9 protein-coding genes are annotated in these 12,964 nt (G+C 61.4%); 4 read left to right on the top strand and 5 right to left on the bottom strand.

The window, feature by feature from the left end; all coding sequences use genetic code 11:
* Positions 1 to 61: 61 nt before the first annotated feature.
* Positions 62 to 1,582: an acetaldehyde dehydrogenase ExaC gene (exaC, locus tag BLR92_RS02325; RefSeq protein ID WP_089725109.1), complete on the top strand. Its 1,521-nt coding sequence runs from the start codon at positions 62 to 64 to the stop codon at positions 1,580 to 1,582.
* A 123-nt stretch (positions 1,583 to 1,705) separates the two neighbouring features.
* The gene (adhP, locus tag BLR92_RS02320) at positions 1,706 to 2,734 is read left to right on the top strand and encodes an alcohol dehydrogenase AdhP (protein ID WP_175488693.1); all 1,029 of its coding nucleotides are present in this window, start codon (positions 1,706 to 1,708) and stop codon (positions 2,732 to 2,734) included.
* A 102-nt stretch (positions 2,735 to 2,836) separates the two neighbouring features.
* On the opposite strand, the gene cysS is transcribed toward adhP, so the two are convergent.
* A complete protein-coding gene (cysS, locus tag BLR92_RS02315) occupies positions 2,837 to 4,222 on the bottom strand; it encodes a cysteine--tRNA ligase (protein WP_089725107.1) in 1,386 nt (461 codons plus the stop codon).
* A gap of 4 nt (positions 4,223 to 4,226) precedes the next feature.
* Positions 4,227 to 5,906: a glutamine--tRNA ligase/YqeY domain fusion protein gene (locus BLR92_RS02310; protein ID WP_089725105.1), complete on the bottom strand. Its 1,680-nt coding sequence runs from the start codon at positions 5,904 to 5,906 to the stop codon at positions 4,227 to 4,229.
* A 300-nt stretch (positions 5,907 to 6,206) separates the two neighbouring features.
* Here BLR92_RS02310 and BLR92_RS02305 point away from each other — a divergent pair, with 300 nt between their 5' ends.
* Together BLR92_RS02305 and BLR92_RS02300 are read left to right on the top strand one after the other, a co-directional pair.
* Complete coding sequence (locus tag BLR92_RS02305; RefSeq protein WP_089725103.1) at positions 6,207 to 6,701, top strand: peptidylprolyl isomerase; 495 nt, start codon at positions 6,207 to 6,209, stop codon at positions 6,699 to 6,701.
* 231 nt (positions 6,702 to 6,932) lie between these two features.
* On the top strand, positions 6,933 to 7,661 hold the full coding sequence (locus tag BLR92_RS02300) for a UDP-2,3-diacylglucosamine diphosphatase (protein WP_089725101.1): 729 nt from the start codon (positions 6,933 to 6,935) through the stop codon (positions 7,659 to 7,661).
* An 82-nt stretch (positions 7,662 to 7,743) separates the two neighbouring features.
* On the opposite strand, the gene BLR92_RS02295 is transcribed toward BLR92_RS02300, so the two are convergent.
* The 3 genes from BLR92_RS02295 to BLR92_RS02285 form a co-directional block, all read right to left on the bottom strand.
* A complete protein-coding gene (locus BLR92_RS02295; protein ID WP_089725099.1) occupies positions 7,744 to 11,640 on the bottom strand; it encodes an ATP-binding protein in 3,897 nt (1,298 codons plus the stop codon).
* 64 nt (positions 11,641 to 11,704) lie between these two features.
* Positions 11,705 to 12,331, bottom strand: coding sequence for a MiaE family protein (gene miaE, locus BLR92_RS02290; protein ID WP_370659215.1), 627 nt, complete (start codon positions 12,329 to 12,331; stop codon positions 11,705 to 11,707).
* Complete coding sequence (locus tag BLR92_RS02285) at positions 12,324 to 12,788, bottom strand: DUF1289 domain-containing protein (RefSeq protein WP_089725095.1); 465 nt, start codon at positions 12,786 to 12,788, stop codon at positions 12,324 to 12,326. The genes miaE and BLR92_RS02285 overlap by 8 nt, the downstream gene beginning before the upstream one ends.
* Positions 12,789 to 12,964 lie beyond the last annotated feature (176 nt).

Here is a 12,964-nt window from a genome sequence, read left to right as displayed (position 1 = left end):
GCGTGACCAAGACTTAACCAGAGTCACTCATAACGACAACATCCGCAATAGGAGCCATGCCATGATCTACGCCAATCCCGGCAGTACGGACGCCGTCGTCAGCTTCGAGAAACGCTATGGCAACTACATCGGCGGCGAGTTCGTCGCCCCGGTCAAGGGCCAGTACTTCGACAACGTCACACCGATCACCGGCGAGGTGTTCTGCGAGATCCCCCGCTCGGGCACCGAGGACATCGACCTGGCACTGGACGCCGCGCACAAGGCGGCGCCGGCCTGGGGCAAGAGCTCGGCTGCCGAGCGCGGCAACATCCTGTTGAAGATCGCCGATCGCATCGAACAGAACCTGGAGATGCTCGCCGTCGCCGAAAGCTGGGACAACGGCAAGGCGGTGCGCGAGACGCTCAATGCCGACATCCCACTGGCGGTGGATCACTTCCGCTACTTCGCCGGCTGTATTCGCGCCCAGGAAGGAACCGCTGCGGATATCGACGGTAATACCGTAGCCTATCACTTCCATGAGCCGCTGGGCGTGGTGGGCCAGATCATTCCGTGGAACTTCCCGATCCTGATGGCGACCTGGAAGCTGGCGCCGGCGCTGGCGGCAGGCAACTGCGTGGTGTTGAAACCCGCCGAGCAGACCCCAGCCTCGATCCTCAAGCTGATGGAGTTGATCGGCGATCTGCTACCGCCTGGCGTGGTCAACATCGTCAACGGACTTGGCGAGGAAGCCGGCCAGGCACTGGCCACCAACAAGCGCATCGCCAAGATCGCCTTCACCGGCTCGACCCCGGTGGGTTCGCACATTCTCAAGTGCGCCGCCGACAACATCATCCCCTCGACGGTCGAACTGGGCGGCAAGTCGCCCAACATCTACTTCGCCGACATCATGAACGCCGAGCCGGAATTCATCGACAAGGCGGCCGAGGGCCTGGTGCTGGCCTTCTTCAACCAGGGCGAAGTGTGCACCTGCCCGTCGCGGGCACTGATCCAGGAGGAGATGTACGAAAGCTTCATGGCCAAGGTGATGGAGCGCACCCGGGCGATCAAGCGCGGCAACCCGCTGGATACCGAGGTCCAGGTCGGCGCCCAGGCCAGCCAGGAGCAGTTCGACAAGATCATGAGCTACATGGACGTGGCCCGCGAGGAGGGCGCGGAATTTCTCGCCGGCGGCGAGAAGGAAAGCCTCGACCCGGCGCTGTCGCGCGGCTATTACATTCAACCGACCTTGCTCAAGGGCGATAACAGGATGCGTGTGTTCCAGGAGGAAATCTTCGGCCCGGTAGTCGCCGTGACGACGTTCAAGGACGAAGCGGAGGCGCTGGCGATTGCCAACGACACCGAGTTCGGCCTCGGCGCCGGGGTGTGGTCCCGCGACATCAATGTCGCCTTCCGCATGGGGCGGGGCATTCAGGCCGGCCGCGTGTGGACCAACTGTTATCACCAATACCCGGCGCACGCCGCCTTCGGCGGTTACAAGAAGTCCGGCGTGGGCCGCGAAACTCATAAAATGGCGTTAGAACATTACCAGCAGACCAAGAACCTGCTGGTCAGCTATGACATCAACCCGATGGGCTTCTTCTAGGCTGGGCCATTCCCACATAACAACCGTTCGGCCTTCGGGCCGAGCGGGTTGTTCCTTGTCCCTGCCGGCGATAAGAGCCGCCGCCCCTTTTTAGAGTTTGGAGATCCGATAATGGATAAGACAATGGATAAGACGATGCAGGCCGCCGTGGTTCGCCAGTTCGGCCAGCCCCTGGTGATGGAAGAAGTCGAGGTGCCGCGCCCGCAGCGCGGCGAGGTGCTGATGAAAGTGGCCGCGTCGGGGGTGTGCCATACCGATCTCCATGCCGCTCATGGCGACTGGCCGGTCAAGCCGAGCCCACCGTTTATTCCTGGACACGAGGGGGTCGGTCACGTGGTGGCGTTAGGCGAAGGGGTGACCCACCTCAAGGAGGGCGATCGCATCGGCGTGCCCTGGCTCTACTCCGCCTGTGGCCACTGCGAACACTGCCTGGGGGGCTGGGAGACGCTGTGCGAGTCCCAGCAGAATACCGGTTACTCGGTCAATGGCGGCTTTGCCGACTATACCCTGGCGGACGCCGGTTATGTGGGGCGGCTTCCCGACGCCGTCGATTTCGTGGAAATCGCGCCGGTATTGTGCGCGGGAGTCACGGTCTACAAAGGGCTCAAGATGACCGATACCCGCCCCGGCCAGTGGGTGGTGATCTCGGGTGTCGGCGGTTTGGGCCATATGGCTGTGCAGTACGCCAAGACGATGGGGCTGAACGTGGCGGCGGTGGATATCGATGACGGCAAGTTGGCCCTGGCCGAGCAACTGGGTGCCACGGTGACCATCAACGCCATGAAAACCGATCCGGCGGACTACTTGAAGAAAGTCATCGGTGGCGCTCATGGCGTGCTGGTGACGGCGGTGTCTCCCAAGGCCTTCGACCAGGCACAGAACATGCTGCGCCGAGGCGGAACGCTGGTGCTCAACGGGCTGCCGCCGGGTGATATCCCGCTGCCTATCTTCAATACCGTGCTCAACGGCATCACGGTGCGGGGGTCCATCGTGGGCACGCGCATGGACCTGCAGGAAGCGCTGGATTTCGCCGCTGAAGGCAAGGTCAAGGCGACGGTGGCGACCGATAAGCTGGAAAATATCAACGATGTCTTCCAGCGCATGATCGACGGCAAGATAGAGGGGCGGGTCGTCATTGATATGGCCGGCTGACGGCGACCGTTGGGCTGATCCTCGCGGGGCGCGACATCGATCGCGCCCCGTTCATTCCTGTTATCGATGCCGAAGCGGTTATGAATTACAGGCAGACCACGCTTAGCCCTGCTCCAGCACCCAGGTCGTCCCCTCTCGGGAATCCTTGAGCACGATACCCAGCGCCGCCAGTTCGTCGCGAATGCGATCGGCCTCGGCGAAGTCACGCGCCTTCTTGGCCTCGGCCCGCGCGGCGATGCGCGCCTGTATTTCATCCTCGGAGATCGGCAGCGCCTCCGCCCCGGCCTTGAGAAAAGCCGTCGGGTTCTGGGCGAACAAGCCCAGGATCGCCCCCAGCCGCTTGAGCTCGAAGGCCAGTGCCGGCGCCAGTTCAGGCGTTTCCTTCTTGGCCCGATTGAGTTCGCGTGCCAGTTCGAACAGCCCCGCCAGCGCCTCGGCGGTGTTGAAATCGTCATCCATCGCCGCGACGAAACGCTCGTTGAAGCGCGCATCGATCTCGCCCCTGGCGGCATCGACGCCCTCCAGTGCATTGTAGAAGCGCGACAGCGTATGCCGCGCCTCGTCGAGCGCATCCGGCGCATAGTTGATCGGGCTGCGGTAATGGCTGGCCAATAGCAGGTAACGCACCACTTCCGGGTCGTGAACTTCGAGCACATCGCGAATGGTGAAGAAATTGCCCAGCGACTTGGACATCTTCTGCTGGTCGACGCGCACCGCCCCGGCGTGCATCCAGGTATTGACGTAGGGTTTGCCGGTGGCCGCCTCGCTCTGGGCGATCTCGTTTTCGTGATGCGGGAAGGTCAAGTCCGGCCCACCACCATGAATGTCGAAGGTATCGCCCAGGCAGCAGGTCGACATCGCCGAACATTCGATATGCCAGCCGGGACGCCCCGCGCTCCATGGCGATGACCAACTGGCCTCGCCCGGCTTGGCAGCCTTCCACAACACGAAATCCAGCGGGTCCTCTTTATGCTCATCGATCTCGACCCGCGCGCCGGCACGCATGTCGTCGAGATCGCGGTTGTTGAGCTTGCCGTAGCCCTCGAACTTTCGCACCCGGTAGTAGACGTCGCCGTTATCGGCCGCGTAGGCGAAGCCCTTGTCGATCAGGGTCGCGATCATCGCCACGATGTCATCGATATGCGCCGTCGCGCGCGGCTCGCGGTCGGGACGCAGCACGCCGAGGCGGTCCTCGTCCTCGTGCATGGCATCGATCATGCGCTCGGTCAGGCTGGCGATGGTTTCGCCGTTCTCGTCGGCGCGCTTCAATATCTTGTCGTCGATATCGGTGATATTGCGCACGTAGTTGACGTCGAAGCCGCGTGCGCGGAGGTAGCGGGTAATCACGTCGAAGGCGACCATCACCCGGGCATGGCCGATGTGGCAGTAGTCGTAGACGGTAATGCCGCACACGTACATGCGGATCTTGCCCGGTTCGATGGGCGTGAACGTCTCCTTGCGCCGGGTCAGGGTGTTGTAGATCTGCATCCGCTCACCCCTTCTTCTGGATTTTCGCCCAGGTATCCTTGAGCCCGACGGTGCGGTTGAACACGCGCTTGCCCTCGGCCGTGGCGTGGCGGTCGGCGCAGAAATAACCCACCCGCTCGAACTGGAAGCGCGTCTCGGGCGCGACCTCGGCGAGACTCGGTTCGCCAAAGCCCTGAACGATGGTCAGCGAATCGCCGCTGAGGTGATCGAGAAAATCGACGTCGCGATCCTTGTCCGGCGCCTCGACCTGGAACAGGTTGTCATAAAGGCGCACCTCGACCGGCACCGCATGCGCGGCGCTGACCCAATGGATCACGCCCTTGACCTTGCGCCCTTCGGGGTTCTTGCCCAGAGTGTCGAAATCCACCGAGCAGCGCAGTTCATCGATCCCGCCGTCGGCGTTCTTGATCACCTCGTCGCAGCGAATCACGTAGGCGTTGCGCAGGCGCACTTCCTGGCCCGGCGCCAGGCGGAAGAATTTCTTCGGCGGCTCTTCCATGAAGTCGTCGGAGTCGATCCAGATTTCGCGCGTCAACGGCAGCTTACGCATGCCCATGTCATCGCGTGCCGGATGCCCCGGCACCTCGATAACCTCGTCGTGATCCTCCGCCACATTGGTCAGCACCACCTTGAGCGGCTTCAACACGCACATCGCACGCAGCGCCGTGTCTTCCAGCTCCGAGCGAATGGCGTGATAGAGCATGGCGATATCGACCATGCCGCCATCGGCGCGGGTGACGCCGATCATCTCGCAGAACTTGCGAATCGAGCCGGGCGTGTAGCCGCGCCGACGCATGCCCGAGATGGTCGGCATGCGCGGGTCGTCCCAGCCATCGACGATGTCTTGATCCACCAGCAGCTTGAGCTTGCGCTTGGAGGTCACCGTGTAATTGAGATTGAGCCGCGCGAATTCGATCTGGCGCGGCGTCGTCGGCACCGGCAGATTGGCCAGGAACCATTCATAAAGCGGGCGATGGTCTTCGAATTCCAGCGTGCAGATCGAGTGAGTCACGCCCTCAATGGCATCCGACTGGCCGTGAGTGAAATCGTAGGACGGGTAGATCTTCCACTTGTCGCCGGTCTGGTGATGACTGGCGTGACGAATGCGATAGAGAATCGGGTCGCGCAGGTTGATATTCGGCGATGCCATGTCGATCTTCGCGCGCAGCACTTTTTCGCCTTCGGCGAATTCGCCCTTGCGCATGCGTTCGAGCAGGTCAAGATTCTCCTCCACCGAACGGTCGCGATAAGGGCTCGGCCGGCCGGGCTCGGTCAGCGTGCCGCGGTACTCACGAATCTCATCGGGCGAGAGATCGTCGACATACGCCTTGTCCTCATGCACGAGGTGCTGCGCCCAGCTATAAAGCTGGTCGAAATAATCCGAGGCAAAGCGCACCTTGCCCGCCCAATGAAAGCCCAACCACTCGACATCGGCCTTGATGCCGTCGATATACGCCTGCTCTTCCTTGGCCGGATTGGTGTCGTCGAAACGCAAGTGGCAATCGCCATCGAATTGCTCGGCGAGACCGAAGTTCAGGCAGATCGACTTGGCATGACCGATATGCAAAAAACCGTTGGGCTCCGGTGGGAAGCGAGTCACGAGCTTGTCGACGCGACCCGCGTCGGCGTCTTCGCGAATCTGGTTGCGGATGAAGTTCGGGGCGCTGGTACTCTCGGTGCTCATGGGGCGTCAGGAACCTGTTGTAGGCGCGAATGGCGGAACGACGCGACAATGCTTAATTCATGGAGAATTGCTGAATAAATTGCCGAGCGAGATGAAGCGCAAGGCGCACGGAACGCAGAAAACGAGACATAACATGTAGTTAGGTGAGTTTTCGAGTACCGCGTAACACAGCGATTCGCTCGTGCAGGCATTTATACAGTGATTCCCTTGGTTTCGCGCATCGTTCCAAAGCCGCTATTATAGCGTGACGCCGAAGCGCTACGCCAAGGCGTGCCATTCAGATAGCCTGGGAAAACCTCAATGATCGTCCTGCATACCAACTACGGCGAGATTCGTCTCGAGCTCGACCACGACAATGCGCCCAAGACCGCGGCCAACTTCGAACAGTACGTGCGCGACGGGCATTTCAACGACACCCTCTTTCACCGCGTGATCGATGGCTTCATGGTTCAGGGCGGCGGCTTCGGTCTCGACTTCGAGCAGAAACCCACCCGTGCGCCGATCGACAACGAGGCCGACAATGGCTTGAAGAACCGCAAGGGCAGCGTGGCCATGGCGCGCACTCAGGATCCACACTCGGCCACCGCGCAATTCTTCATCAATATCGCCGACAACGACTTTCTCGATCATCGCGGCAAGAACCTGCAGGGTTGGGGGTATTGCGTGTTCGGCAATGTCGTCGAAGGCATGGACGTCGTCGATAAAATCAGGGAAGTGGCGACGACGCGCCGTGGCGGACACGCCGATGTTCCCGTCGAGGACGTGATCATCCAGCGCGCCGAAATCACCGAATGATCCTGAGGAATCGCTGAATAAATCGCCGAGCGGAATGAAGCGGGCGCCGCTGCGTGGCAAGGCGCACGGAACACAGAAGGCGAGACATAACATGGGGTTAGGTGAGCCTTCGCGTACCGCGCAACGCAGTCATTCGTCCGAGCAGGCATTTATGCAGTGGTTCCTATCGGCCCGCCGTCGCGGGTCACGAGCGCCATATACCTTCTCCACCGCTGGCGACGTAGCTATTTCATGACCACATTGCTGATTTCCGACTTGCATCTACACGCGGGCGCGCCCGAAATCGCCGAGGGGTTTCTCGCATATCTGGAGCGCCAGGCGCGCCATGCCGGTGCCCTGTACATTCTCGGCGACTTCTTCGAGGCCTGGATCGGCGACGATTACCAGGGCGCGTTCGAAACGCGAATTCTCGAAGCGCTTGCGCAACTGACCCAGGGCGGAACCCGGCTTTATTTCATGCACGGCAATCGCGACTTCCTCATCGGCGACGGCTTCGCCCAGGCCACCGGCGCCACCCTACTTCCCGATCCCAGCATCGTCGATCTGGACGGCGAGCGCGTGCTACTGATGCATGGCGACAGCCTGTGCACCCGCGACGAGGCCTACATGAAGTTTCGTGCCATGGCCCGCGACCCGCAGTGGCAGGCGCAAATCCTGGCGCTGCCAGTGGAGCAACGCCTCGAACTTGCCAAAAACCTGCGCAGCCAATCCGGCGAGGCCAATTCCAACAAGGCCGAAGACATCATGGACGTGACGCCCGACGAGGTGATCGCCACGATGGCCACGCACGGCGTACGCACACTCATCCATGGCCATACCCACCGCCCCGCCGTGCACGAGCTAGAAGTAGACGGTGAGGTGGCCAGGCGCATGGTGCTGGGCGACTGGCAGCCCAATCAAGGCTGGGAGATTCGCGCCGAGGACGGAGGTGGACTCGAGTTGCGGCGTTTCGCGCTTTGAGTACCAAATAAATTATGAACATCACCAGATAATGCACACGGGGCGCAAATAAGCGCCCCGTGTGCTTCCCAGCGCCTGGCGATTACGACTCGAAGACTGCCGGGCTCGGCAAACGCTGATCGAGCAGCGTGCGCCAGCGCACCAGCACCGGCGCATCGGTCTGGGCGACCTCACCGAGCAGGCGACGCATCGCCTCGCGGGCCTGCGTATCGCCAGGGTCCACTTCCAGCCACAACGCCAAGGCATGCAACTGATAGTGAACGTTTTCATGCTCGCGGGCCTTGTCCAGCGCCTGCTCGGCCAATGAACGCACCGATTCGCTAGCGCGCCCCAGGCGTCGATACACCCGTGCCAGGTGGATCGATAACTCAGGAACGTAAAGCGAGCTACGCTCACGCGCTATCAACAGGCACTGATCCAGATAGTCCTCGGCCAATTCCAACTCACCCAATGCCATGCAGGCATCGATATACCACAACATCGGCCGCTGGTAGCGATCGCGGCCGACCAGCTCGGCAAACTCTTCCAGCCCGGCTTCGATCAACGCCAGGCCGGCGCGATCGCCGGCCAGCGCCTTATGCCAGCCCAGCGCGCACTGCGCGGTTATGTGCCACAGGTGCAGATCGGGCGTGCACGTCATCTCGAAGGCACGCTCGGCGCGCGCGCCCGCCAGGTGCACATGGCCCAACTGGCGATACATGGTCGCCGCGAACACCAGCGCCAGCGCCAGCGATCCGGGGTGATTGAAACTCTCGGCCAGGCGAATCGCCGCCTCGACCTGCTGCTCGGCACGCCGATAATCGCCGCGCAAGCACAGCGCCCAGCCCTGATAACAGGCCGCCGCTACCTGAGGGTGATCGGAGAACGGTAGCCATTCAAGCATCATCGGCTGATGAAGGGGATCGATTTCCTCCAAGTGGTCGTGCGCCTGGCGCACTCGGCCCGCCCAATATTCGCAATGCGCGCGGGCATACTCGGCGAGGCGGCGATAGCGTGGGTCGGGTAGCTGCTGGGCGAGCGATGCCATGCTCGATGCCAGCGAAAAGGCATCGGCGTGCGCATAGCGCTGACTGCAACCGACCCATAGACCCCATTTGACGAGAAACTTCTGCTCCAGCTCGGTTTCTTCGTCGGCGCACGCCGTGCAATCGAGCAGTTCACGGGCGCGCACGAAGCTCTCGTGAGCGATGGGCGAACCGTGCCCCTCCAAGGCAAACGCCGCCTGCCCCTTGACCGTCAGCAAGCTGATCTCGCGCTCGGTCTGCCCTTCCACTTGACGCAAACTGACCAAGCCGAAGTCGGCCATGCGCAACGCGGTGCGATTGGCGCTTACCTTGAGCGCCTCGCGCGCGGCAAGCTCGAAGTAACGAGCACCACGAGCGAAGTGACCACTACGCCGCAGGTGCGTGGCGAAATCGCCAGGATGACGACTGATCCACATCGGGAAACGCTCTTCGATCAACCCTACCACCTGCTGATGAATGCGCGTCCTGACGTCGCGTGGACAGGAAAGATAGGCCGCTTCCTGAAGCAGCGGATGCGTGAACTGGAATTCGAACTCGCTGTCGGCGTCGCAGGCTTCGACGATTTCAAGCCGGCGCATGTGTTCCAATGCGTGCTTGAGATGCGCTTCGTCCATGTCGCTACATTCGTTCAGGAAATCGAGGCGGAACTGGCGCCCCAGCGTAGCGGCGATGTGCGCGACTCGGCGATCGCTATCGAGCTGGTCGATACGGCTGGCCAACAACCCCAACAACCCGCGTGGCAGTTCGTCGATCTGCACACCACGACCCTCGCGGCGATCCATGTCCAGGCGCCGGCAGATTTCTTGCAAATACAGCGGTACACCATCGCAGCGCTCGATCAACTGACTGCGCATGCGCGGACTGAGGTGCAACCGATAGCGTCGCGCCAACTGCGACAGCAGTCGCGACGACTGCATGGCATCGAGCTTGCCGAGTACCAGTTGCTGGTCCCAGTGCAGCTTGACCGGTAGCGGTTCGCGGCCATGGTGGCTGGCCACCAGCAGAAAAGCGCTGTTGATCGGCAATCGCGCCTGGAGCCCCGAGAGCACCTTGAGCGAGAGCTCGTCGATCCATTGCAAGTCGTCGACCATCAGTACCAGCGGCTTGTCGACGGTAACTCGTTCGATCAACCGATGCAGAACCTTCACGACCAGCTCGACCGCTTCGCCGTTCTGGGCGAGCAAGATACCTTCTTCGGGCGCCTCGATCCCCAACGCCTGATGCAACAACCGGCAGCGTGCATCATCAAGCAAGATATTGGCGTCGCCGTGACCGGCCAGCAGTTCCTGCAAAGTCTGGCCGTCGAGATCCTCGCCACAATTCCAGCGCAGCAACATACGCGCCACGCCGTAGGGCTCCTGCATCGACATGCGCGTGGTCGGTTGCCAGCAAAGCGCGGCGTCCTGGCTCTGTTCCAGGTAGCGGAAACCGACCATCAGCGCCGACTTGCCCATGCCCGAGGCGCCTTGCACCAGCACGCTCTGGCGCAGGCCGATACCGGCCCGAGCCAAGGCGTCGCGCAGCTTGCGCAACGCGCTTTCACGGCCGATCAGACTCGGCGGCAGGGCGTTGCGCCCACCTTCGTTGATACCCAACACCAGCGCCCGCAAACGCACCTTGCCGTCGCTGGCCACCAGCCTCGACGATAGCCTCGGCTGCAGATCGAGCGCCGGCGGCATGTGCTGGCTGGCGTCTTGCGAGATCACCAGTTCACTGCCCTCGGCCGCACCCATCAGTTCCAGCGAACGCTGGGTCACCTGCCCCAGCGGGTCGACCAACTGGCGCTCGGGCAGATAGATCACGCAGCCACTGTCCAGTCCGGCAGCGAGTTCGAAGCTCGGGGTCGGCGATGATTGTGACCAATGTCGAGCAATCTCATCGGGCAAGGCACGTCGGCAATGTTCGTAGAGCGCCACCAGTTCGGCCAGTTGATGGGCGGGACCATGAGTACCGAAGCAGGCCAGCCCCATCCCGCCGGTAGCGCCGGGCAGCCAGAAACCGCCCAGGTGGTGGCATTGCTGTTCGAGCCAGCGCATCAATTCGATCTGCAATGTCAGGCAAGCGCGTATCTCACCGCGCTCGTCCCACTCGCCACGCAGGCGTAAGCGAATGGCCATGACAGACAACTGGCGATGCTCGATCTCATCGTCGCGAAGTGGCTGGCTATCGGCAGCCAACGTCCGAGAAAAAGCACCTTGTGGTGACACGCTCGGGGACTCGCTACCCGTATCGGACCAGTAGCGCGCCAACTGCAGAATGCTCGGCTCGGGCTGTTGACCGGACAATGCAAGCATCTGCAGGTAGGCATTGTATTCTTCATGCGCCGCCGCCGACTGGCCGTGGTCGATTAGTTGGCGCACCAGGCGCTCATGAAAGGGGCCATAGCCGGAGAAACGGCTGACCAGGGTTCGCAGCAGGCTATCGGGAACATCATCCTGCGCGCCGAGCACTTCTTCAGCGTAGGCGATGACCCGCTGGCGCCATTCGCCACGGATGCGCACCAGCCAGCGTTGATAATCGGAACATTGCGTTAGTTGCAGCTCTTCGGCCAGTTCGCCACGATAAAGCGCGAGTAGCTGCTCCAGGTGCTCGACATTGGCTGGCTCGGCCAACAGTCGCTCGACATCGTCCAGATCGAACGCCCAGGAGCGCGGCAACTGGAAGGCGATGGTCTGGCGCGACACCACCAGCGCCTGCTCGGCGTCATCGCCCAGGCTCTGGCGCAGGCAATGCAGTGCATGACGCAGATTGGTGCGCCCGGAAGACAGCCCTTGATCGGGCCATAACAGCTCGGCCAGCGCGGCGCGATTGACCGACTGGCCATGTAGCAGCAGGTAAACCAGCAGTGCCTTGACTTTGTCGTAACTGAACTGGGTCAGGACATCGTCGCCCAGTGTCAGCGAGAAATGACCGAACAGTGTTAACTGCGTATTGACGGATGGTTTCCGCATCATTGTTATCGTTCCCTGCGTTGCTCTGTCGGCGATTCAAGGTCATGCCAGGCCAGCCATCTCGGACTCATGCGGCGACAGGCATGCCACTGTGAAAACGAAAGACCGGATCGGGCGCTTCAATCAACTCACGCTCACGATCCGCAAAGAAGGCGATACGCTCTTCGATGGATTGCGTCGCGAAATGTCGTGCCAACATCAGGTAGTCCTCATAGTGCCGCCCTTCCGACTTGACCAGCGTGCGATAGAACTTGGCCAGTTCGTCGTCGAGGCGCGGAATCAACCGGGCGAAGCGTTCACAACTGCGTGCCTCGATGAAAGCGCCAACGATCAGAACATCCACCAGCCGCTGCGGATCGTCTCGACTAACGTGCCCACGCAACCCTTCGGCGTAACGTGAGGCACCAATGTGCCGATAGTCGATACCACGCGCCTCCATCAGCTTTACCACTTGTTCGAAATGCAGCAGTTCCTCACGGGCCAACTGTGACATCTTGGTCAACAATAACGGATGATCGACGTAGCGATACATCAAACTCATGGCGGTAGAGGCCGCTTTTCTCTCGCATTGCGCATGATCGATTAGCAGCAATGACTGGTTTTCCAGCGCTGCCATGATCCATTCATCGGGTGTGGCACAGGGCAGAAAGCCCAACAGATCGGCGGGCAGTAGCGCCTCTACGGAATCATGCATGGCGTTCATCGTGTTGAGTTAATGGGTCTGAAGCGAGACGGCGAGCCTCGCCGCGCTCCAACAGCGTTTTCATGATCGCCTCATGAAGTTCATCGGCAGAAAGTCCGCTTCCTTTACCGTGAGGTTGCAATCCGTAACGCGCGAGATCGCGGATACGCGAACGACCGACACGCAACAGCTCCACCGCGCGTGAAAGCGGCGGCTGATCGGCACGAAAACGAATTCGATGGCGTTCGAGTTGTGCCTGGAGCATTTGGGCATCGCTCACTCGCAGGTACTCAGCCGCCACCTCGGCACGCAGGGCATCCAGTTCATGCATGCGGCTACGCCGTTCGGCATCGCTATAGGCGAACCAGTCGCGAATCTCATCGTCGTTGCGTTGGCAACCCCGGCATACCCGGTCGCCCACCGTCGTGGAACACAGCCCGACGCAGGGCGAGGCGATACGTTGCGTCATGATGCCCCCTTCGTTGAAACACCATGGTAACGCGCTGGGCATCCAACATCGACAGGTCGGGCTGCCGACCAAAGTCCCATGTCGCCAGCCAGCCGCTCGCTTAACATTGTCGACAGTTTCGCGTAGAATGCGCGGCGGCCAAGAAGCAGGCGAAGGATGCAACCAAAGAGCGATTT

The organism is Modicisalibacter muralis (assembly GCF_900102945.1).
Classification (GTDB): domain Bacteria; phylum Pseudomonadota; class Gammaproteobacteria; order Pseudomonadales; family Halomonadaceae; genus Modicisalibacter; species Modicisalibacter muralis.
Note: the sequence above shows the minus strand (reverse complement) of the source record. Positions and strands in the feature narration are given on the sequence as shown.

Coding starts and splice junctions, on each gene's coding strand:
- exaC (WP_089725109.1), top strand. CDS start 62: ATGATCTACGCCAATCCCGGCAGTACGGACGCCGTCGTCAGCTTCGAG.
- BLR92_RS02310 (WP_089725105.1), bottom strand. CDS start 5,906: ATGAGCACCGAGAGTACCAGCGCCCCGAACTTCATCCGCAACCAGATT.
- BLR92_RS02300 (WP_089725101.1), top strand. CDS start 6,933: ATGACCACATTGCTGATTTCCGACTTGCATCTACACGCGGGCGCGCCC.
- adhP (WP_175488693.1), top strand. CDS start 1,706: ATGGATAAGACGATGCAGGCCGCCGTGGTTCGCCAGTTCGGCCAGCCC.
- cysS (WP_089725107.1), bottom strand. CDS start 4,222: ATGCAGATCTACAACACCCTGACCCGGCGCAAGGAGACGTTCACGCCC.
- BLR92_RS02295 (WP_089725099.1), bottom strand. CDS start 11,640: ATGATGCGGAAACCATCCGTCAATACGCAGTTAACACTGTTCGGTCAT.
- BLR92_RS02285 (WP_089725095.1), bottom strand. CDS start 12,788: ATGACGCAACGTATCGCCTCGCCCTGCGTCGGGCTGTGTTCCACGACG.
- BLR92_RS02305 (WP_089725103.1), top strand. CDS start 6,207: ATGATCGTCCTGCATACCAACTACGGCGAGATTCGTCTCGAGCTCGAC.
- miaE (WP_370659215.1), bottom strand. CDS start 12,331: ATGCATGATTCCGTAGAGGCGCTACTGCCCGCCGATCTGTTGGGCTTT.